Origin of the sequence: Mesorhizobium sp. M1050 (assembly GCF_040318715.1) — a bacterium.
Classification (GTDB): Bacteria; Pseudomonadota; Alphaproteobacteria; order Rhizobiales; family Rhizobiaceae; genus Mesorhizobium.
This window is the reverse complement of sequence record NZ_JAMYMV010000010.1, coordinates 51,495-73,212: the sequence shown is the minus strand read 5'-3', so window position 1 is coordinate 73,212 and position 21,718 is coordinate 51,495. Positions and strand designations below refer to the sequence as shown.

Sequence of the window (21,718 nt, the reverse complement as noted above, 5' to 3'; positions counted from 1 at the left end):
TTCAGCGAGACCCGACCGTTTCGAGCTTTGCTGCAATTTTCAAACCTGGCGCTATCGTCTTGCCCGGCGCCATAGTCTTCCCCGGAGCGTTGTCTGCCGCGCCCGTTTGCTGGGGCGCCGACAACTGCGCGAAAGTCTGCTGCTGGCCAAACCAGGCCAGGTAGTCCTGCTGCGTGTCGACCACGACCACACCATGCATCAAGGGATGCCCCTGGCCGCAAAGTTCGGCGCACAGGACCTGAAAGGTTCCGGTCTTGGTCGGGGTGAACCAGAAATAGGTGACCGAGCCGGGGATCATGTCCATCTTGGCGCGGAATTCCGGCACATAGAAATCATGCAGCACATCGATCGATCGGAGCAGCATCTTGACCGGTTTGCCGACCGGCAAATGCAGATCAGCCGCTTCGACCAGGACATCGTCCTGACCATTGGGATCGCTGGCGATCACGCCCAGCGGATTGTCGGTGGTGACGTCGCGGGTGTCGGATGTGCCAAGCTTGCCGTCCTTGCCGGGCAGACGGAAACTCCACTGCCACTGCTGGCCGACGACTTCGACCTCCGTTGCGTCGCTTGGGACGTTGACGAACCGGCTCCAGACGAACAGGCCGGGAACCAGCAACGCCGTGACCCCGACCGCTGTGACGATCGTCAACCAGGATTCGAGCCGCTTATTCTCCGGCTCGTAGGCGGCCCGGTTCCCTTCCCGATGACGGAAGCGGAAGACGCAATAGGCCATGAATAGGACCACGGCGGCGAAGACGACGCCGGTAATCCAGAAGGTGATGATGATGGTGTTGTCGATATAGCCCCAGTTCGAGGCAATCGGCGTCCACCACCATGGGCTCAGCAGGTGAAACAGCACCGAGCCCACTACAATCAAAACGAGTACAAGCGCTACGGCCATGTCCCGTTCCTCCCCGGCATTCTGGAGGACGCGAAGCTGGTCCCGGCGAATGCCAAGGTCATCATAGCTCTTTTTTCGGTTGAAATTCCAGAGCCGACTATCTTGACGGGAAAAATGTCGCCAAGATTAAACTCCTGAAGACGCTTGCACTGGAAGGAGAGGGCTGAAGTCCAACTGCGAGCAGGCGGCGCTCGCAGTTTTGATTGAAATGGCTCCCCGGAGTCGATGAAGCTGAGAAATGTGAATTCGCCATCACCCTGCGCCAGAATGCGCCACATTCGACGAAAATGCGCAAACGTGACCGGGCCGCGTCGAAGCCCTACGACACTGATGCTCAGGGAGCGGGCCGTCGCTCTGCCGCGAGAGCGGGGCGAGGTGCGTACAGCTGAACTCACGGCCACCGGGATCCCCCGATGCTATCTATCCAGGATGTGCGACGTGGAACTGTTCGTGAAGGCGGGTTACGGCCGCTATCGTGCCGTCCTACCGAAGGCCGCTTGACCTGTCGCGTTTGGGGCCGTGTGTTAACCGTCTGCTTCGCTCGCCATGCCGGCCGGGATCAGCCGGCTACTGGCGTGTTGAGAAGCTGCTGCTCCCAAAGATACGCGATGCCGCTGCCGCCGAAGTGCTGGATGAGAATCTCGGTCAGCTCCTCGACATGCTCGGTGCGCGCCCAATCGCGTTGCCATTCGCCAGCGAGCGCCATCACGGTCATCACGTTCGCGCCGGCCGCGATCATTCGCTGGATGGCAACTTCGTGAGACTCCTTCGAAATCCCGCCCGACGCATCGGTGATAACGGTCACATCCCAACCTTCGCCGGCGGCCTGGATCACAGGCATTGCGACGCAGACCTCGGTCCACAGACCGGCGATGATCAGCTGCTTGCGGCCGGTCGCCTTGACGACGTTCACCACATTCTCGTCCTGCCAGGTGTTCACCCAGGTGCGATCGATGACCTCCTGGTCCGGAAATACATCGGTGATCTGCTTGAAGAGAAGTCCACCGCGCGCCGCGATCACGCTGGTGAGAATGGTCGGAACATTGAAAGCTTTTGCTAGCTTCGCCAGCGCGGTCGTGTTGTTGACCACCATGTGCGGATCGTGGCTGTTCAGGTTTGCGAGCTGGTAAGGTTGGTGATCGATCAGTACGAGGACCGAGTCTTCAGGACGAAGAAGCGAATCAAGGCCGTTACGAGGGGTCATCAAGACTTCCTTTCTCTGCCGCCATGGACGGCAATGGGTTCACGGGAGACATGCGCCAGCGGGCGACGTTGCCTGGACGCAATTTGCCGTTCCTTTTGGTGATGCGGTAGTGCCATAATCAGGCAAGCTGTGTCGCGAAACGAGGAACGCTGAATTGGACATAGAAGATCTACAGACATTCGTCGCAGTGGCCGATGCAGGGGGCGTATCGGCCGCCGCGCGCCGGCTCGGCGTCTCCAAGTCAATCGTCAGTCGGCGGCTCTTTCGGGTTGAAGCGGAACTTGGCGTCCAGCTTCTTGCACGAACGACCCGCGGCGCGGCGCTTACGGAAGCGGGGATCACGTTCAGGGACCATGCGGCCCGGGCCAGCGCCGAGATCGACACCGCAAGGGAAACGATCCTCCCCACCGGTGACCTGCGCGGCCGCCTGAGGGTTGCCATGCCGCTTACTTTCGGCCCAACCCACTTCGCCCCGGTGCTCGCGGAGATGGCGCGCCAGCACCCGCAGCTTCACATTCATACCTCCTACAGCGATCGCTTCGTCGATCTCATCGCCGAGGGTTTCGATTGCGCGATCCGGGTTGGCTACCTTCAGGACTCCAACCTGATCGCGAAGCGCGTCGGGCCGTTCCATGGCAAGCTTGTCGCCAGCCCGGACTATATCGAAGCGCACGGTTCACCTGAGACCCTGGACGAACTCGTCACCCATCAGGCCCTCATGCAGGGAACAGAAACCTGGCAGTTCATGGATAATGGCAAGGTTGTCACGGTTCAGCCGCAGGGCAGGTTCAAGGCCGATAGCGCTACGGCGCTTGCCGCCGCGGCGGCGGCAGGTCTCGGCATCGCCTGGCTCGCCGATTGCATCACACATGAATACGTGGCCTCCGGCACGCTGGTCCCGATCATGACACGCTATCCGGTACCTCCGGCGGCCGCGTATGTCGTCCGCCCGCCGGGTCAGCATCCCACGCGGAAAGTCAGGGTGCTCACCGAAATGCTAACTGAGTATTTCAAACGCAACCCGGAACTTTGGGGTCTCGACAGCTAGGACACGAACGCTGCGAAGCCTCTCGAGGACCTGTGTTCGAGGTGGCACTCCTTCGGCGACATGGCCCGCACGTTCCACTTGCTGCGACACAGCTTGACCTATCTAGGGGCTATCCTCGTCAACACCGGAACGATCGCCAACATCGACGTGAACGACTGTCAGGCCGTGACGCACTTCAACTGTGTGAGATATCCGGGCTAGAGCCCGATGAGCCTCCAGGGATTTCTGGCGCGGGCGGCGGCTTCGTTAAGTGATAGCTAATATAGATGAGCCCTCGTCATCCAATCGAGGGATGGCGCGACTTAAACCCCCGCTCCACCTAATGGCAAGGCAAAGGGCGGCAACCCGGTTTTGCCGCCCAATGGGCCTGCTGGCTCTAGGGGCTAAATATGAGCAAGACGACTCTCGTACTCGCTATCCTCGCGATCAGCATCAGCTATGCCGATGCCAAGGGCCATAAGGTGAACCTGCCGGTTTGCACCGCGTCAAGCTCACTCGCCGAAGTCCTGGGGGACAAGTGTTTTCTCGTCAAAGGTTCGAAGATCTATGGCGACATCGCCGATCTTTCCCAGATAGTCATTTGGGCTGGTGGCGGAGCTGGCGGTCTGTGACGGGTGCCCTTGGGCAGTGCGACGACCGCGAGCAAGACGACTGCGACGACGAGGAAGGCGGCGACTCCGAGCCGGACAACGACCGCGAACAAATCAGGTGGCGCGACGATCCGACTGATCAGACCGTACTGATGCGGCTATGAAGGGAAACATCGCCGTCTACATGGAGAGAGCCGAGCGCCTCGAGTCCATCGTCCCGACGGTCGATCCCGCGAACGGCGATATGATCTGGTCCATCGGACCGAAGACTCCAGCGGCGGACTTTCGTTTCGCTTGTCGCCAGAGCTGGGCGCGGAGTTCCGGTCCTATTTTTCCGAGATGGTCCGCCAGAAGGCGAACTGGTCAAACCTGCAAACTTGCAGGAATGGCTGCCGATGGTGGCGGGCTTTCTTTATCTTGTGGCAGAAAAGTCACGCAGCTGGAATATACTGAGCTTCAACCGGCGCGAGCTTATTATCCAGCTAAGTGAGGCGTACCGTTGTTTCGCGGGCAAAGGGGATGCCCGACACTCCTCCCGAACTAGCCCCGCTGCCTCACGGTGGCGGGCCTTTTTATTCAGCTCGTAGTCCGCTACGAAAAGCCCCTCGCTCATCGAGCAGACGGTTGATTTTCACTTCTAGGATGTGAGTCCGCCAGTAGAGGACCTGTCCAACAATGAAGAACCCATGATTGGCTGATCCGTCCACATCGAAATCCCAGCACAAACGACTGCCAACAAAAACACGAGTGTTGACGTTTTCATTTGCTCCCCCTGCAGATGTAGCCCGAAACGCAGCCCAGCACAGAACATCGGCAAATTTGCCGACCTAAGAAATTTGGTTAAGTGCTTAAAAAGATTGGCTCCCCGGGCCGGATTCGAACCAGCGACCAACCGGTTAACAGCCGGTTGCTCTACCACTGAGCTACCGGGGAACGGAGGCTCTTATGCGAGTTGCGCAGCGTATAGCTGCCCTTTTCGGCTTTGCAAAGAAGCAATTCGCATTTTTCCGAGGCTTTTTCGCACAGGCGTTTCTCGCAATCGTCGAGAGATGCCCTCATATTAGCAGTCTTGGCAGGGACACCGAACCGAAAGCGGCGGCCGCGCTTGGGTTCGCTGATGCTTCTGAACGATCAAAACGGGTCAATCTTTCGAGACGATGACAGCACAAGATAACCACATGCCGGCGCGCAAAATCTCAGTTTTCGGGCGCGAGTTCAAAATGCCGCGCTCGCGCGGGCTCAGAATCACCATCGGTGTCCTGCTGACCATCGGCGGCATCCTCGGGTTCCTGCCGATACTCGGTTTCTGGATGGTCCCGCTCGGATTGCTGGTGCTTTCCTATGAGTTCGCCATGGTGCGGCGCCACCGCCGACGCTTTGTCGTCTGGTGGGAACGGCGGCGTCGGCCGGATTGACATGGCGTGGGCACACCTCAGCGGGCCCTTGCTTCACGGATCTGCATGAGAATCGCCGCGGCTGAGGCAAGCTTTGCCCTTTGCCCGCGCCTTCAATGGACAGGCCCTGTCAGTGGCGTAGTGCAAAAACTCTCCGCACCGCGCTCAGGACAGGGGCTGGCGGAGCATTCTTGGCTATCATCTCCATTGCCTGGCGCATGGCCTTGTCTCCTGCCGTGCTCAACGCGCGAACCGTTGAAGGGTTTTTCCTGCGGCAGGCTATGCTTGAGAATCATCTAATGTAGCTGTGGACTTGGGGCCTGACGATTTGACAGGGTCTGCCCGGATCGGCGCACAGGGAAACCGATCGGAATGCACGGTGGCCGCTTGACGGCATTTTCGCCGCAACCTATTGGAACCGGGTGGAACGCCGGGAGCAACGAGGCCTCGTGGCGGAGTGGTTACGCAGAGGACTGCAAATCCTTGCACCCCGGTTCGATTCCGGGCGAGGCCTCCAATGCCCGGGCCCCCGCGCAGCAAGCGTAGGGGGCCTGAAGTTCCTGACGTAATGAACCGCGGTTCTGGCGCGGCAAGCGGATTGGTTGGAACATGAGCGCTGATTTCTCCGAGCTTCGCGTCAAGATGGTCGATGGCCAGGTTCGCACCACCGATGTGACCAGCGCGCCGCTGCTCGAGGCCATGCTCGTCGTGCCACGAGAGGCTTTTGTTGGCGCCGCCCAGCGCGATCTCGCTTACATCGACGAGGACATCCGCATTGCCACCGGCGCGGACGGCGCGCGCTACCTGATGGAACCCTCGCCGCTGGCCAAGCTCATCCAACTGGCTGAGATCAAGTCGACCGACTCGGCGCTCGATGTCGGCTGCGGCACGGGTTACGCTTCGGCTATCCTGTCGCGGCTGGCCAGGTCCGTGGTGGCGCTCGAAAGCGATTCGGCGCTGGCGGAAACCGCCAGAACGACGCTATCGTCGCTTGGCTGCAGCAATGTGACGGTTGTGCAGGGGGCGTTGCCACAAGGGCATGCCGCCCAGGCGCCTTATGACGTCATCTTCGTCGGCGGCAGCGTCGCGGAAGTCCCAGTGCCGCTGCTCGACCAGCTTGCCGAAGGCGGCCGACTCGTCGCCGTTGAAGGTCAAGGTAATTCCGGCCTGGCCCGACTTTTTTTTAAGGCCGGGGGGGTTGTAACCGGAAGACGCGCGTTTAATGCGGCAATTAAGCCACTACCGGGATTCGAACGTATTCATGCTTTCGAGTTTTGAATGATTTTGCCTTGCAGCAGAGGCATTGTCATGGTCGCTTGCATTTGAACAATCGTTGCTATCCGCAAACTGGGGGCACTTTGGGGCTGAGCAGCAGGGAACATCGAACACGCGGCGGCGGCTGATCACGATGAGAAGCCGGTGCGGCGCAGTTCCCATGGAAAACGAATGAGGGTTTAACCGTGCCGTCTGTACGAAAGTCACTTTTCACCGCCGTCCTCGTTTCGGCGACCATGCTGTCCCCACTTGCCGCTTCGGCGGAAACCATCTCAGGCGCGCTCGCAAAGGCCTATCAGTACAATTCTTCGCTGAATTCGGCCCGCGCCGGCGTTCGCATTACCGATGAGAGCGTCGCCATCGCCAAATCGGGCTGGCGTCCGACCATCAACGGCTCGGCGACAATCGACTACTCCAGCAGCCATCTCACCGGTGCGGATCGGAGCGTACGGCTGACCACCGGCAATTTTGGTGTCCAGATCAATCAGACGCTGTTCGACGGCTTTCAGACCAGGAACAATGTCGCTGCCGCCGAATCACAGGTTCGCGCTTCGGTCGAAAGCCTGCGCAACACCGAAGAGAACACCCTGTTCAGCGCCGCCCAGGCGTATATGAATGTGATTCGCGACCGCCAGATTGCAGTGCTGACCGAGCAGAACCTGCAATTCCTCACCGAAACGGCGCGCGCGGCGCGTTCGCGTTTCGAAGTTGGTGAAGGCACGCGTACGGACGTCGCGCAGGCCGATGCTTCGCGGGCCGCCGCCGTGGCATCGCTGAGCGCCGCCCGGGCGCAGGCACTGGCGAGTGCCGCGACCTATCGCGAGATCGTCGGCGACGAACCAGGCAAGCTCAAAGGCGCTTCGCCGGTGGCAAAGCTGTTGCCGTCGAGCCTGGCTGCCGCCATCGGGGTGGCCTCGAACGAGCATCCGGCCATCCTTGCCACCCAGCATCTGGTCGACGCAGCTTCGTTTTCGGTGAAGTCGGCCGAAGGCGCACTGCTGCCGCAGCTGTCGGCTTCCGCCGGCGTCTCGAGCGCCTATCGCAACACCGTGCCGGGCTTCCTCTCGACGCAGGATGGCACCACCAATTCGGCCAGCGTCGGCGCAACGCTGACCATCCCGATCTATTCCGGTGGCCGCACTTCGGCGATTGTGCGCCAGGACAAGGAATCGCTCAGCCGGGCCCGCATCGAGGTCGACGTGAGCCGTGATCAAGTGCGCCAGGCCGTCACCGCCGCCTGGACCGAGTACACCGCTGCGCAGCAGCAGCTGACGGCCAACAGGCAAGTGATCGAGGCGGCAAAGCTGGCGTTGAACGGCGTCATCGAAGAACGCAATGTCGGCCAGCGCACCACGCTCGATGTCCTCAACGCACAGGCTACGGTCATCACCGCCGAGATCAACCAGGCGAGTTATGAGCATGATGTGGTGGTGGCGAGCTACGCCATCCTGCAGGCGACCGGCCGCCTGTCTGTCGACCGCCTTGGCCTGCAGGTGACGAAATACAAGCCTGAAGAGCACTACAACGCCGTCAAGGACAAGTGGATCGGCCTGCGCACGCCGGACGGCCGCTGAGGGCGCCCGGTCCGGACTTTTCCGTCTCGCCGTTTGGGCAGGATTGCTTGCTCCGCTGCTCGTGGGTTTAAGATCGCGCTAATCTGTTGAAATCCCACAAGTCCCCAGATTGGGGATTCTCGTGCGGCGATCCGTCGGCTACGCTGTTGCCATGATTCGATCCGGCCTTGCCGGAGCGGAAATCCACAGAGGTCACAAAGGCGGCGGATGTGACGATGGCAACGGCAAGCAGCGCACAGCGCGAACCTTCCATGGAAGAGATCCTGGCTTCCATCAGGCGAATCATCGAGGACAGCGACGGCGGCCGCAAGCAGCCGGGCGACGCCGATGAGTTGCGCCAGGATCTGGAGCCGGCGTCGAGCGGCGATGCTGCCCCCGACGTCGAGGCATTCCGTGCCGACCTGCATGCCGCTCCTGAGGTCAGGAAGCCGGTGACGCTGGCGGAAGTCCAGGCACAGCTGCCGGCGGCCGAGCCGGTGATTGCGCGTATGGAAACGCCGGTTCGCGCCGACCCAGCCCCTGCAAAGCCATCGATGACACTTGCCGAGGTCAGTGCCCGGATTGCCGCCGAACCGGCTGCGGTCGACGCGCCGGCACCACGTCCCGTCATTGCCCCCGACGCTCCTGTTGCCGATTGGCGGCGCGAGATCGCCGCGGTTGGTGAGCAGGCCAAAATGGTGTCGGACAGGGCCGAGGCACGCAAGCCGGTTGCCCAGCCGTTGGTCGACGATTCAAGGGACGAACCGAGCGCGAAAGCGATCTCCGAGCCGCCTCGTTCAGAGACGGTACGGCCGGTGCCAGCTAGTGACGCGCCGCGTCCGGCGATCGTTTCCGAGCATACGGGCCGGCAGGTTGCCGCCGCTTTTGGCGAGCTTTCCGACGCGTTTGCCAGCCGCAGCAAAAAGACATTCGACGAGATGGCCGAAGAGATGCTGCGCCCGATGCTGCAGGATTGGCTCGACAACAATCTGCCGACGCTGGTCGAAAGGCTTGTGCGCGAAGAGATCGAGCGCGTGGCGCGCGGCGCCCAGTAATATCCGTATCGATTGCCAAAAAGAGACGGCGCCTTCGGGGCGCCGTTTCTTTGGGAAGCTCAGTTTGTATTGGTAGCGAGGCAGACAGGGTCGCCGCCGGATTCACTTACCACAATGGACCGCGTTCGAGATCTTCTACGTCCGCCGGTCGGATTATGGCTATCCGGCATGCAGAAAATCCCTGTCGGACGCCAAGGGCGAGCTCTGCGCCAAACGCGGGCATGCCTTGCGTTGAAATGAACAAGGCCGCGCCTATCTGCCTGTGAATGCCGCGACAGCCCTTGCGGTTGACTTGGCCAAAACCTTCCGATTTACACCGGACCAGCAAAACTCCCGACAGCGCGGACCATTTTCCCATGCTTGAAAAGACCTACGACGCCAAAACCGTCGAGCCGAAGATCGCCAAAGTCTGGGAAGAGGCCGACGCGTTTCGCGCCGGCGCCGGGGCCGAGGAGGGGGCGGAGGCCTTCACGATCGTCATCCCGCCGCCGAACGTCACCGGTTCGCTGCATATGGGGCACGCGCTTAACAACACGCTGCAGGACATATTGGTGCGCTTTGAGCGCATGCGCGGCAAGAACGTCTTGTGGCAGCCGGGCATGGATCATGCCGGCATCGCCACGCAGATGGTGGTCGAGCGCCAGCTTATGGAAAAGCAGATCCACCGCCGCGACCTGACCCGCGAGCAGTTCATCGAGAAAGTGTGGGAGTGGAAGGCCGAATCCGGTGGCGCGATCTTCAACCAGCTGAAGCGGCTCGGCGCCTCCGCCGACTGGTCACGCGAACGCTTCACCATGGACGAGGGCCTGTCCAAGGCGGTGCTCGAAGTGTTCGTCACGCTCTACAAGGAAGGCCTGATCTACAAGGACAAGCGCCTTGTGAACTGGGACCCGAAGCTGCTGACCGCGATCTCCGATCTCGAGGTCGAGCAGCAGGAGGTCAACGGCAATCTCTGGCATTTCCGCTACCCCATAGAGAGCCAGGTCTTCGACCCGGAAAACCCAAAAACCTTCATCACCGTGGCGACGACGCGCCCCGAGACGATGCTGGGCGATACGGCCGTTGCCGTGCACCCCGACGATGAGCGTTTCCGGCACCTGGTCGGCAAGAAAATCGTTCTGCCGATCGTCGGCCGCAAGATTCCGGTGGTGGCGGATGAATATTCCGACCCTGAGAAGGGCTCCGGGGCGGTCAAGATCACGCCGGCGCACGACTTCAACGACTTCGAGGTCGGCAAGCGTCACAAGCTGCCGGCGATCAATATCCTGACCACCGCGGCGACGGTAAGCCTCAAGGACAATGAGGATTTTCTTGCCGGTCTCGAGGTGACGCCGGAGCGCCAGGCGGTCTGGGATGAACTCGATGGGCTCGACCGCTTCGTCGCGCGCAAGAAGATAGTCGAGCTGATGGAAGAGGGTGGCTTCCTCGAAAAGGTCGAGCCGCATCGCCACGCCGTACCGCATGGCGACCGCGGCGGCGTGCCGATCGAGCCGTTCCTGACCGAGCAATGGTATGCCAACGCGGCGGAGCTGGCCAAACCGGCGATCGCATCGGTGCGCGAGGGCCGCACGAACTTCGTGCCGAAGAACTGGGAGAAGACCTATTTCGACTGGATGGAGAACATCCAGCCCTGGTGCATCTCGCGCCAGCTCTGGTGGGGCCACCAGATCCCGGCCTGGTACGGGCCGGACGGACGGGTCTTCGTCGAGAAGACTGAGGAAGAGGCGCTCGGCGCGGCGATCGAATATTATCTGGCGCTAGAAGGGCCGTGGAAGGCCTGGGTCGAGGACAAGCTCGAGAATTTCCAGCCAGGCGAGATCCTGACCCGCGACGAGGATGTGCTCGACACCTGGTTCTCGTCGGCGCTGTGGCCGTTCTCGACCTTGGGATGGCCGGACGAGACGCCCGAGCTGAGCACCTACTACCAGACCGACGTGCTGGTGACCGGCTTCGACATCATCTTCTTCTGGGTCGCCCGCATGATGATGATGGGCCTGCACTTCATGGATGAGGAGCCTTTCCACACCGTCTATGTCCATGCGCTGGTCCGCGACAAGAACGGGCAGAAGATGTCGAAGTCGAAAGGCAACGTCATCGACCCGCTCGACCTCATCGACGAATACGGCGCCGATGCCCTGCGCTTCACCCTGACAGTGATGGCGGCCCAAGGCCGCGACGTGAAGCTCGACCCGGCGCGCATCGCCGGCTATCGCAATTTCGGCACCAAGCTGTGGAATGCGACGCGTTTTGCCGAGATGAACGAGGTTGCGCGCGATGACGATTTCTGGCTGAACGACGCCAAGCTGGCGGTCAACCGCTGGATCCTGACCGAGCTGACGCGCGCCGCGCGCGAGATCACCGATGGCATCACCTCATACCGCTTCAACGAGGCGGCGGGTGCCGCCTACCGCTTCGTCTGGAACCTGTTCTGCGACTGGTACCTGGAACTGCTGAAGCCGGTGTTCATGGGCACTGACGAGGCGGCCAAGGCCGAAAGCCGCGCTTGCGTCGCTTTCGTGCTGGACGAGATCTATAAGCTGCTGCATCCGATGATGCCGTTCATGACCGAGGAGCTGTGGGCGCAGACTGCAGGCGAAGGCAAGGAACGCGCGTCGCTGCTGTGCCATGCCGCATGGCCATCGCCGGACTTCGAAGACGCGGATGCTGCCGCCGACATCAACTGGCTGGTCGACCTCGTTTCAGGCATCCGCTCCGTGCGCTCGGAAATGAACGTGCCGCCGGCTGCCATTGCACCGCTGGTGGTGGTCGGTGCCAACGATGTGACGCGCGAACGGCTTGTCCGCGAGGATTCGGCGATCAGGCGGCTGGCACGCGTCGGCGACATCTCGCTGGCCGATGTCGCACCAAAGGGCTCGGCGCAGATCGTGCTCAACGAGGCGACGATCTGCCTGCCGCTCGGCAGCCTGATCGATCTTGTCGCGGAGGCGGCACGGCTGCGGAAGGAATTGGCCAAGGTGACCGAGGAAATCGCGCGCCTGCACAAGAAGCTGTCGAACGAAAGGTTCGTCGCCAGCGCGCCGGCAGAGATCGTCGAGGCCGAGCGCGAAAAGCTGGCCGAATACCGCGACGCACAGGAGAAGCTTTCGGTCGCGTTGACCAGGGTTCGCGACGCAGGTTGAGGGCGGGATTCGCGAGATTTTAGCGCCCTCTAAAACGACAGTTTCTTGCCGCGAAAATAGACATTCCGTTGCGTTAATATTGACGTAAACGGAAGTTTTAGCCCCATTGTTGCCATAATGTAACAATGGGGCCGGATACCCCGCAAAATGCCTGTTCTTGGGCCATTTTGGAGAAGTTTTCCCGATTTTGTTGGTTCATTTGCACCCAAATGCCGTGTTTTCGGTCTTGCGGGAGAGTCGGAATTTTGCGGAAAACGCACTCTGATCAATTGTACGTGTACGCTTCTTGAATTCGTTGTTGCACCGTTAACCTGAATTGGTTCTAGCTTGATGGCACTGGTTATTCGGGGGAGGACATCCATGAACAATTTGCGTCTGAAAGCACTGCTGGGGGCAGGGTGCTTGTCGCTGGCTTTGATCGGAACCGCGATGAGTTCGGCGCATGCTGGCGGCCTGGAGCGCGGCGGTTACGACATCGATCTTTTGTTTGACCCTGCGCCGTTCTCTACGGAAGCGGAAGCGACTTACGTGATGCCGGATCGTAAGCTCAAGAATGCGCGCGGTCCTGGCGGGGCCGACCTAGGTTTCGGGACCTCCGCCGATGGGGCTGAGAACTATTGGGTCCCGCGCATCGGCGCGAAGGCCCAAATCGTCCAAGGCGTCGACTGTATGATTGACTACTCGCAGCCTTGGGGTGCGCATGTTGCGCCCGGCGTGTGGAATGGTGCGTTTTCCAACATGGAAACCGACATCAAAAGCGATAACTACGCTGCGACTTGCTCTTACAAAATGGATGCGGGCAAGGGTCAACTCCGCTTTATCGGCGGTGTTTTCTACCAGAAGGTCTACGGTTTCAAGGAAAGCCTGGTGTCACCGCTGGTGCCCGACTTCGGCGGCACCGGTCGCGTCGATCTGACGAGCAACGGCTGGGGCTGGCGCGCCGGCCTTGCCTACGAAATCCCCGACATCGCGTTGCGCGCGAGCCTCGTCTATAATTCGAAAGTTAAGCTCGATAACATTTCGGGCACGCTCGATCTGACAAATGTCGGCAGCGTCGTTCTTCCGATCTACGGCTCAACGCAGTACATGCCGGACGTGGTGGAATTGAAAATGCAGTCGGGCATCGCGCCCGGCTGGCTCGCCTTCGGTTCGATCAAGTGGGTTAACTGGAGCGTGCTGCAGAGTGTGCCGATCTGTCCGGTCGGTGTCCCAACCGCGTTTTGCTTCACGAACTCGCCAGGCGAAGTAACGTCGCTCGACCTGATGTATCGTGACGGCTGGACGGTCACGGGCGGCATCGGTCATAAGTTCAACGACGAGTGGAGTGCGGCCGGCCAGCTCTCCTGGGATCGCGGCACTTCGCATGGCTACGGCTCGCAGACGGACTCCTGGACGCTGGGGGGCGGTGTCGCTTACACCCCTAAGCCGAATATCGAGGTTCGCTTGGCTGGCGCGGTTGGCGTGCTGACAAGCGGTCATTCCGGTATATTGATTGGGGAGAACGGTAAAGTTGTTGGAGATGACGCCACCTACGACTTCGGCAACGATCTCGTCACAGCGATTTCAGGCGGCCTCAAGATCAAGTTCTAAACCTCTGAAAAGCTGAACGAAAAAGGCCGGGCATCGCTCGGCCTTTTTCGTTGGCAGGTCTGGTCAGGCGTCCAGTTACCCAAGCCGCGTTGCATATAAATAGCACCGCTTTCACCTCGTGCAATTGTGACGTTTCGGCAACACTTTCTGAACAACCCCTGCGCTAAAGGTCAGGCCAAGGAAATTGCCCATTTCCCGCCATAAACCCGGCGCACCTCGATCTTGTCTCGGGACACGCGCCAAAAGGCTCGGCGATGGGGCAGGCCGCATCGCCCCCTTTTCAGGGAAGATGTGGGCAAGGAAGAGTATGGACGCCAAAGTCATTTCCAAGGCTAAGCTCCCCAGCCGCCATGTGACCGTCGGTCCGGCGCGGGCGCCGCACCGTTCCTATCTCTACGCAATGGGCTTGTCGGCAGCCGAGATCGCGCAGCCGCTGGTCGGCGTCGCATCCTGCTGGAACGAGGCGGCCCCCTGCAACATCTCGCTGATGCGCCAGGCGCAGGTGGTCAAGAAGGGCGTTGCGGCCGCCAATGGCACGCCGCGCGAATTCTGCACCATCACCGTCACCGATGGCATCGCCATGGGTCACCAGGGCATGAAGTCGTCGCTGGTGTCGCGCGAGGTCATAGCCGATTCAGTCGAACTCACCATGCGCGGCCATTGCTATGACGCGTTGGTTGGGCTGGCCGGCTGCGACAAGTCGCTGCCCGGCATGATGATGGCCATGGTGCGGCTCAACGTGCCGTCGATCTTCATCTATGGCGGTTCGATCCTGCCCGGCAGCTACCGCGGCCGCCCCATCACCGTGCAGGATGTGTTCGAGGCGGTCGGCCAACATTCGGTCGGCAAGATCGATGATGCCGAACTTCTCGAAATCGAACAGGCGGCCTGTCCGTCGGCTGGCTCCTGTGGCGCCCAGTTCACCGCCAACACCATGGCCACCGTCGCCGAAGCGATCGGCCTGGCGTTGCCCTATTCCTGTGGCGCGCCGGCGCCGTACGAAATGCGAGATCGTTTCAATTTCGCTTCGGGCGAAAAAATCATGGAGTTGATCGCGAAAAATATCCGGCCGCGCGACATCGTCACGCTGAAGGCACTGGAAAATGCGGCGACCGTGGTTTCGGCCACCGGCGGCTCGACCAACGCAGCACTGCATCTGCCGGCGATCGCACACGAGGCCGGCATCAAGTTCGACCTGTTCGACGTGGCGAAGATCTTCGAGAAGACGCCTTACATCGCCGACCTCAAGCCGGGCGGCAAATATGTCGCCAAGGACATGTTCGAGGCCGGCGGCATCCCGCTGTTGATGAAGACATTGCTCGACCACGGCTATCTGCATGGTGACTGCCTGACCGTGACTGGCCGCACTTTGGCCGAAAATATGGAGCACGTTGCCTGGAATGAACACCAGGATGTGGTCCGCCCGGCCAACACACCCATTACCCAAACCGGCGGTGTCGTTGGGTTGAAGGGAAACCTCGCCCCCGAAGGCGCGATCGTCAAAGTCGCCGGCATGTCGGAGCTGAAGTTCTCCGGCCCGGCACGCTGCTTCGATTCGGAAGAGGAATGTTTCGAGGCGGTAACGCATCGCAACTACAGGGAAGGCGAGGTTCTCGTCATTCGCTACGAAGGGCCGCGCGGCGGCCCCGGCATGCGCGAAATGCTGTCGACGACGGCAGCGCTCTATGGCCAGGGCATGGGCGGCAAGGTGGCGCTGATCACCGACGGGCGCTTCTCGGGCGCGACGCGCGGTTTCTGCATCGGCCATGTCGGGCCGGAGGCAGCGGTGGGCGGTCCGATCGGGCTGCTCAGGAATGGCGACGTGATCTCGATCGACGCGGTGAACGGCACGATCGATGTGGCGTTATCCCAAAGCGAACTGGCGGCGAGGGCGAAGACGTGGAAGGCGCGCAAGACCGACTATCAGTCGGGCGCGATATGGAAATATGCACAGACGGTGGGGCCGGCGCGCGATGGCGCGGTGACCCATCCGGGCGGTGCGAAAGAAACACATTGCTATGCGGACATCTGAGTTGTTGAGGTCGTCTGTCTTTTCGGCACTGGTCGTGGCTGCCACTTTTGGCGCGACCTTTGGCGCCGTGGGCCAGGCCATGGCCTTCGATGACAAGGTGTTCGACGACAAGACCGGCGTGAAGCCGCAGTCGAGCCCGTGGGCGGTGTTCCAGTTCGGCTTCTCCGCCTACAAGAACGGACACAAGGAACAGGCTGCCGAGGCCTACAAATATGCCGCCGAAAACGGCCAGATCGGCGCCACCTGGAAGCTTGCCCGCATGTATGCGGAAGGCGACGGCGTGGCGCGCGACGACTATGAGGCGTTCAAGTTCTTCTCGGAGATCGTCGACCAGGATGTCGAGCCCGGCTCGCCCGAGGAAAGCTATGTCTCCGATGCGCTGGTGGCGCTCGGCGACTATCTGCGCAAGGGCATTCCCGGCAGTCCAGTCACCGAGAACGAGGTGGCCGCTCAGGAATATTACATGCGCGCCGCTGCCAACTACCGCAATCCGAACGCGCAGTTCGAGATGGGGCAGATGTTCCTGAAGGGCGAGGGCGGCGTGAAGGCCAGCGTCAAGCAGGCTGGGCGCTGGTTCCAACTCGCCGCCGAGAAGGGCCATGCCGGCGCGCAGGCGACATTGGGCCACCTGCTGTTCCAGAGCGGCAAGATCGTTCGCGGCCTGGCGATGATGACGGCTGCGCTCGAACGCGCTTCGCCGGCCGATCAGCCCTGGATACGCGGCATGCAGGAGGAGGCATTTGCCACCGCCGGCGAAGCCGACCGCCGCACCGCGATCTCCCTGGCGGACGATATCCTCACCAAGGGCAACAACTCGGACCAGTAGGCGCTGCTGCCGCCTGTCGGAAATCAGTTCTCGGTCGGCTCCGTCGGCACCATGCTGGGCGCCGGCGTCGAGATCGGCGTGGCATGCAGGTGCGGCGCCATCGTGTTTGCGGGGCAGCTGTCGCCGACCTTCGTCCACGAGGTGTTGTTGAGCACCATGTCGCAGCGGGCAAGATGGCTCTGGCCGGCAAGCGTCAGGTAGGCGACCTGGCCAAGCTGGTAGGATTTTCCATTGGCCAGGCATTCCTGGTCGGCAAGCGCCGCGGCAGGAGCGGCCATGGCAAATGCCAGGCCGATCGGACAAAGATGAAATCGTATGGTCATGGAATCCCAGCCGCCATGCTGACTCAGCAATGAACGGCGCGAAATGTGGCGATATGAGGGTTAGCGCCGTCAGGCTGGCTGGAGCGCGAGATCGATCGCCACCGGGACGTGATCGGACGGCTTTTCCCAGGCGCGGACATGCTTTTCGATCAAGGCCGATGAGAACCGGTTGGCGGCTTCCGGCGACAAAAGCAGATGGTCGATGCGGATGCCGTTGTTCTTCTGCCAGGCGCCGGCCTGATAGTCCCAAAACGTATAGGCGTCAGTCGCGTCGGTGACTGCGCGCACCGCCTCGGTGAACCCAAGGTTGAGTAGCCGGCGGAAGGCTTGCCGCGTCTGCGGCTGGAACAGCGCATCGCCCAGCCAGTTCTCCGGAAACCGAGCGTCGATCGGCTCGGGGATAACGTTGTAGTCGCCGGCCAGCACAAGCGCCTCTTCGAGCTTCAGGCGCTCTTCAGCCCAGCGCTCCAGACGTGCCATCCAGGATAGCTTGTAGGAGAACTTCTTCTCGTCATCGATCGGATTGCCGTTCGGCAGATAGAGCGACGCTACTCGCAGCGCGCCCTTGTCCGTCGAGAAAACACCTTCGATGAAACGCGCCTGCTCGTCGGCATCGTCGCCGGGCAGGCCCCTGACAACTTCGTCGAAGCGCAACTTCGACAGGATGGCGACGCCATTGAAACCCTTCTGGCCATAGGTTTCGACATTGTAGCCAAGCGCCTCGATTTCGGCGCGCGGGAACTGCTCGTCGACCGTCTTGATCTCCTGCAGGCAGGCGATATCGGGCGCGCTTTCGGTCAGCCAATGGGTCAGGTTGCCGATGCGGGCGCGCACGCCGTTGATGTTCCAGGTGACAATTTTCATAACGGTCCCGATGCTGCTCAGTTGGGGTCTTGCGGCGGATGGCGTTCGACGAGCCCGATCGTATTGCCGGCGGGGTCCTTTAGGAAGGCCATCCATTCGGTTTCCCCGGCTGGGCCGAACTGGCCCTCGCTGTCACGATGGACAAGTGTCGGCGTCGCGGTGAAGGGGACGCCGGCCGCCGCCGCCGAGGCGTGGAAATCGTCGAGACCCGATATGTCGAGATAGACTGTTCCTGCCGGTATGCCGTCGGTGAACAACAGCCTGGTATCGCCGGCCATGATAAATGCGATGCCGGGCGGATCGAAGCGCGCATGCAGGTTCATGCCCAGGACGTCGCGCCAAAAGGCCAGCGTTGCATCGAGGTCGCGGCCGGCCGACAGTGCGATCTGGCGGACCGCGCCGATGGCAGGCATTCTATATGGAAAAGCTCGTGCCGCAGCCGCAGGAGGCGACTGCGTTCGGATTTCGGATCTGGAACGACTGGCCCATCAAATCATCGACGAAATCGATCACCGAACCGCCCATATAGACCAGCGACAGATCGTCGATCAGCACCGTGGCGCCATCCTTCTCGATGGCGACGTCATCGTCGTTGCGCGTGTCGACCAGATCGAACTTGTAGGAAAAGCCGGAGCAACCGCCGCCTTCGACGGAAACGCGCAGCGCCGTCTTGCCCGCCTCGCTCGAGACAATCTTTGCGATCCGCTTGGCGGCGGCCTCGGTCATGTCGACTTTCATGGCAGTCTTGGCATCCGCGCCCATCGGCGTCACCTTGCTTTCGGTTTCACATGATAGGTATGAAGCGCGAGGGGCCAAGTCAACCAGGCCCAAATTATCTGGACCAAGTCAACTGCGGCGGCATCAGCCATGACCAATGAGTTGGGCGACATCGGATTTGGCTATCGGCCACGCGCCGCCTATGCCTGCGATCCGGCAAAGTCGCGCGGACGGTTGTTCGAAGAGTTGGAGAGCCCGACCCGCACGCCGTTCCAGCGCGACCGTGACCGCATCATCCACTCGACGGCCTTCCGTCGTCTCAAGCACAAGACGCAGGTCTTCATCGCCCATGAAGGCGACCATTACCGTACTCGGCTGACCCATTCGATCGAAGTGGCGCAGATCGCGCGCGCTTTGGCACGAGCGCTGCGCGGCGATGAGGATCTCGCCGAGGCGGTGGCTCTGGTGCATGATTTCGGCCACACGCCCTTCGGCCACACCGGCGAGGATGCGCTGAACGAGAAGATGGCCGCCTGGGGTGGTTTCGACCACAATGCGCAATCGCTGCGCATCGTGACGAGGCTGGAGGCGCGCTATGCCGAATTCGATGGGCTCAACCTGACCTGGGAAACGCTGGAAGGCCTGGTCAAGCACAATGGACCGCTGACGGATGCCGACGGTCAAGGCCTGAAAGGGCGGGTGCCGCAGGCGATCCGTGATTATTCCGAGCTGCACGACCTCGAGCTGGACCGGTTTGCCGGCATTGAGGCGCAATGCGCTGCGATCGCCGACGACATCGCCTACAACACGCACGATATCGACGATGGCCTGAGAGCAGGGCTGCTGACGCTGGATATGCTGGAGACGGTTTCGCTGCCCGGAACCATTCTGAAAGGCGTCCGCGCACGCTATCCCTCTCTTGATGACGTACGCACCGGCCATGAGCTGATGCGGCGGCAGATCACCGCCATGGTCGAGGATGTCATCGTCTCCACCACTGCCAATCTGGAGCGCATCAGGCCACGGAACGCCGATGCCGTGAGAGCGGCTGGCGAGACGATGGTGACTTTCTCGGCCGAAATGGCCGCCTTCGAGAAAGAACTGAAGGCCTTTCTCTACAAGCATCTTTATCGGCACGCGGAAGTCATGCGTGTGCGCGCGGACGCCGAGCGGATCGTCAACGATCTGTTCGACGCCTATTTCGCCGATCCGCGCGCCATGCCGGACGGCTGGCGCGAGGGGCTGGATCGGGCCGCCGTTCGCATCAAGGCGCGCAGCGTCGCCGATTTTCTGGCGGGTATGACCGACACCTATGCACTCAAGGAACATCGGCGCTTGTTTGACCATACGCCGGAATTGAGCTAGGGCGGGCTCGATTTTGCCGGCCAACGAGCCGGATTCCCTGTAAAGCCACCAGAGCCAGTCCCATGAATATCTTCGCCGACTTCACCGCGCGAATCATAAAAGCTGTCGAAGCGCTTGATTTGAAGGACAGTAATGGCGTTTCGCCGGATCTGTCGCGCATTGCCGTCGAACCGCCGCGCGACGCCAGCCATGGCGACCTGGCGACCAATGCGGCAATGGTGCTGGCCAAGCCGACCGGCCAGAATCCGCGCGTGCTGGCCGAGAGACTGGCGCAAGCGCTGCGTGAGGACAAGGATGTCGCCGCCACCGAAGTGGCTGGCCCGGGTTTCGTCAATCTCCGGCTGAAGGACGGCTTCTGGCAGGTGCATCTGACCGCCTTGCTTGGCGAAGGCCGCAATTATGGCCGCTCGTCGATTGGCGCTGGCAGGAAGACCAATGTCGAATATGTCTCGGCCAATCCGACAGGGCCGATGCATGTCGGCCATTGCAGGGGCGCTGTCGTTGGCGACGCGCTGGCCAACCTGATGGCCTTTGCCGGCTACGACGTGACCAAGGAATACGTCATCAACGATGCCGGCTCGCAGATCGACGTGCTCGGTCGCTCCGCATTCCTGCGGTACCGCGAAGCGCTCGGCGAGGACATCGGCGAAATACCTCCCGGTCTCTATCCCGGCGATTACCTTGTCCCTGTCGGGCAGACGCTGGCCAAGGAGTTTGGCCGCTCTTTGCTGCAGATGCCGGATGACGAGGCGCTCGCCATCATCAAGGACCGCACCATCGATGCGATGATGGCGATGATCCGCGAGGATCTGGCGATGCTCAACGTGCATCACGACGTGTTCTTCTCCGAGCGCACGCTGCACGCTGACAATGCCAGGAAGATCCGCTCGGCGATCAACGATTTGACGCTGAAGGGTCACATCTACAAGGGCAAATTGCCGCCGCCCAAGGGCGAGAAGCCCGATGATTGGGAGGACCGCGAGCAGACGCTGTTCCGCTCGACCGCGGTCGGCGACGACATGGACCGGGCGCTGGTCAAGTCGGACGGCTCCTTCACCTATTTCGCCGCCGATGTCGCCTATCTCAAGGACAAGGTCGATCGCGGCTTCGTCGACCTGATCTATGTGCTCGGCGCCGACCATGGCGGCTATGTCAAGCGGCTGGAAGCGCTGGCGCGGGCGATTGCCGGCGACGAGGTGAAGCTCACCGTGCTGCTTTGCCAATTGGTGAAGCTGTTTCGCGACGGCGAGCCGGTGCGCATGTCGAAGCGGTCTGGCGATTTCGTGACGCTGCGCGAAGTGGTGGAGGAAGTCGGCCGCGACGCGATCCGCTTCATGATGCTCTACCGCAAGAACGACGCGCCGCTGGATTTCGATTTCGCCAAGGTGACCGAGCAGTCCAAGGACAATCCGGTGTTCTATGTGCAGTACGCTTCGGCACGCTGCCATTCGGTATTCAGACAGGCGAGCGAGCAACTGGGCGAGGCCAATTTCGATCGTAACAGCCTCGCGTCCGCCGTGGCTTTGCTGACCGACGAGGGCGAAATCGGCCTGATCCGCAAGCTTGCCGAATATCCCCGCCTGATCGAGTCGGCTGCACTTGCGCTCGAGCCCCATCGGCTGGCATTCTACCTTTATGATCTGGCCTCCAGCTTCCACGGACACTGGAACCGTGGCACGGATAATCCCGACTTACGTTTTGTTAAGGTTAACGACCGACAATTGACGCATGCCAGACTAGGGCTGGTGCAGGCTGTTTCAGACGTTTTGACGTCCGGCCTGACGCTGATCGGAGCCGCCGCGCCCACCGAAATGCGTTAGGTTTGACTAAATAACCTG

At 61.3% G+C, this 21,718-nt stretch carries 18 protein-coding genes and 2 tRNA genes; 13 read left to right on the top strand and 7 right to left on the bottom strand.

Annotation, left to right across the window (positions count from 1 at the left end):
• Position 1: 1 nt before the first annotated feature.
• Together NKH57_RS08850 and NKH57_RS08845 are read right to left on the bottom strand one after the other, a co-directional pair.
• A complete protein-coding gene (locus NKH57_RS08850; RefSeq protein WP_352604856.1) occupies positions 2-904 on the bottom strand; it encodes a cytochrome c oxidase subunit II in 903 nt (300 codons plus the stop codon).
• 559 nt (positions 905-1,463) lie between these two features.
• Positions 1,464-2,108, bottom strand: a complete 645-nt coding sequence (locus tag NKH57_RS08845) for a hydrolase (RefSeq protein WP_023757644.1) — start codon at positions 2,106-2,108, stop codon at positions 1,464-1,466.
• 154 nt (positions 2,109-2,262) lie between these two features.
• Here NKH57_RS08845 and NKH57_RS08840 point away from each other — a divergent pair, with 154 nt between their 5' ends.
• Together NKH57_RS08840 and NKH57_RS08835 are read left to right on the top strand one after the other, a co-directional pair.
• Entirely contained in the window at positions 2,263-3,156 is an 894-nt protein-coding gene (locus tag NKH57_RS08840) for a LysR family transcriptional regulator (RefSeq protein WP_352943555.1), read from the top strand.
• 389 nt (positions 3,157-3,545) lie between these two features.
• A complete protein-coding gene (locus NKH57_RS08835; RefSeq protein ID WP_023757642.1) occupies positions 3,546-3,767 on the top strand; it encodes a hypothetical protein in 222 nt (73 codons plus the stop codon).
• Positions 3,768-4,604: 837 nt separating this feature from the next.
• Here the strand turns inward: NKH57_RS08835 and NKH57_RS08830 are convergent.
• Positions 4,605-4,679: transfer RNA gene (locus NKH57_RS08830), tRNA-Asn, on the bottom strand.
• A gap of 224 nt (positions 4,680-4,903) precedes the next feature.
• Between NKH57_RS08830 and NKH57_RS08825 the strand changes: the two genes are divergently transcribed.
• The 9 genes from NKH57_RS08825 (at position 4,904) to NKH57_RS08785 (ending at position 16,611) form a co-directional block, all read left to right on the top strand.
• On the top strand, positions 4,904-5,161 hold the full coding sequence (locus tag NKH57_RS08825) for a hypothetical protein (protein WP_023757639.1): 258 nt from the start codon (positions 4,904-4,906) through the stop codon (positions 5,159-5,161).
• 422 nt (positions 5,162-5,583) lie between these two features.
• Positions 5,584-5,657, top strand: a tRNA-Cys gene (locus NKH57_RS08820).
• Positions 5,658-5,749: 92 nt separating this feature from the next.
• Positions 5,750-6,418 (top strand): protein-L-isoaspartate O-methyltransferase family protein, encoded by a 669-nt coding sequence (locus NKH57_RS08815; protein WP_352827886.1) that lies wholly within the window; start codon positions 5,750-5,752, stop codon positions 6,416-6,418.
• 182 nt (positions 6,419-6,600) lie between these two features.
• A complete protein-coding gene (locus NKH57_RS08810; RefSeq protein WP_352943552.1) occupies positions 6,601-7,989 on the top strand; it encodes a TolC family outer membrane protein in 1,389 nt (462 codons plus the stop codon).
• Positions 7,990-8,204: 215 nt separating this feature from the next.
• On the top strand, positions 8,205-9,023 hold the full coding sequence (locus NKH57_RS08805) for a DUF2497 domain-containing protein (RefSeq protein WP_352943550.1): 819 nt from the start codon (positions 8,205-8,207) through the stop codon (positions 9,021-9,023).
• 356 nt (positions 9,024-9,379) lie between these two features.
• On the top strand, positions 9,380-12,163 hold the full coding sequence (locus NKH57_RS08800; protein WP_352943548.1) for a valine--tRNA ligase: 2,784 nt from the start codon (positions 9,380-9,382) through the stop codon (positions 12,161-12,163).
• A 360-nt stretch (positions 12,164-12,523) separates the two neighbouring features.
• Entirely contained in the window at positions 12,524-13,753 is a 1,230-nt protein-coding gene (locus NKH57_RS08795; protein ID WP_352943546.1) for an outer membrane protein transport protein, read from the top strand.
• Between the two features lie 307 nt (positions 13,754-14,060).
• Positions 14,061-15,785 carry a dihydroxy-acid dehydratase gene (gene ilvD / locus NKH57_RS08790; RefSeq protein ID WP_023757633.1) on the top strand — a complete coding sequence of 575 codons (1,725 nt, stop codon included), beginning with the start codon at positions 14,061-14,063 and terminating at the stop codon, positions 15,783-15,785.
• Positions 15,772-16,611: a tetratricopeptide repeat protein gene (locus NKH57_RS08785; protein ID WP_352943544.1), complete on the top strand. Its 840-nt coding sequence runs from the start codon at positions 15,772-15,774 to the stop codon at positions 16,609-16,611. The genes ilvD and NKH57_RS08785 overlap by 14 nt, the downstream gene beginning before the upstream one ends.
• A gap of 23 nt (positions 16,612-16,634) precedes the next feature.
• Here NKH57_RS08785 and NKH57_RS08780 read toward each other — a convergent pair whose 3' ends face one another.
• From NKH57_RS08780 to erpA, 4 genes are all read right to left on the bottom strand, one after another.
• Positions 16,635-16,934, bottom strand: coding sequence for a hypothetical protein (locus NKH57_RS08780; protein ID WP_352943542.1), 300 nt, complete (start codon positions 16,932-16,934; stop codon positions 16,635-16,637).
• A gap of 69 nt (positions 16,935-17,003) precedes the next feature.
• A complete protein-coding gene (xth, locus tag NKH57_RS08775) occupies positions 17,004-17,798 on the bottom strand; it encodes an exodeoxyribonuclease III (protein WP_352606958.1) in 795 nt (264 codons plus the stop codon).
• A gap of 17 nt (positions 17,799-17,815) precedes the next feature.
• On the bottom strand, positions 17,816-18,211 hold the full coding sequence (locus NKH57_RS08770; protein WP_352943540.1) for a VOC family protein: 396 nt from the start codon (positions 18,209-18,211) through the stop codon (positions 17,816-17,818).
• A gap of 1 nt (position 18,212) precedes the next feature.
• On the bottom strand, positions 18,213-18,560 hold the full coding sequence (gene erpA / locus NKH57_RS08765; RefSeq protein ID WP_352827870.1) for an iron-sulfur cluster insertion protein ErpA: 348 nt from the start codon (positions 18,558-18,560) through the stop codon (positions 18,213-18,215).
• A gap of 105 nt (positions 18,561-18,665) precedes the next feature.
• Here erpA and NKH57_RS08760 point away from each other — a divergent pair, with 105 nt between their 5' ends.
• Together NKH57_RS08760 and argS are read left to right on the top strand one after the other, a co-directional pair.
• Entirely contained in the window at positions 18,666-19,880 is a 1,215-nt protein-coding gene (locus tag NKH57_RS08760) for a deoxyguanosinetriphosphate triphosphohydrolase (protein ID WP_352943538.1), read from the top strand.
• A 62-nt stretch (positions 19,881-19,942) separates the two neighbouring features.
• Entirely contained in the window at positions 19,943-21,700 is a 1,758-nt protein-coding gene (gene argS / locus NKH57_RS08755) for an arginine--tRNA ligase (RefSeq protein ID WP_352943536.1), read from the top strand.
• The last annotated feature ends 18 nt before the right edge of the window (positions 21,701-21,718 follow it).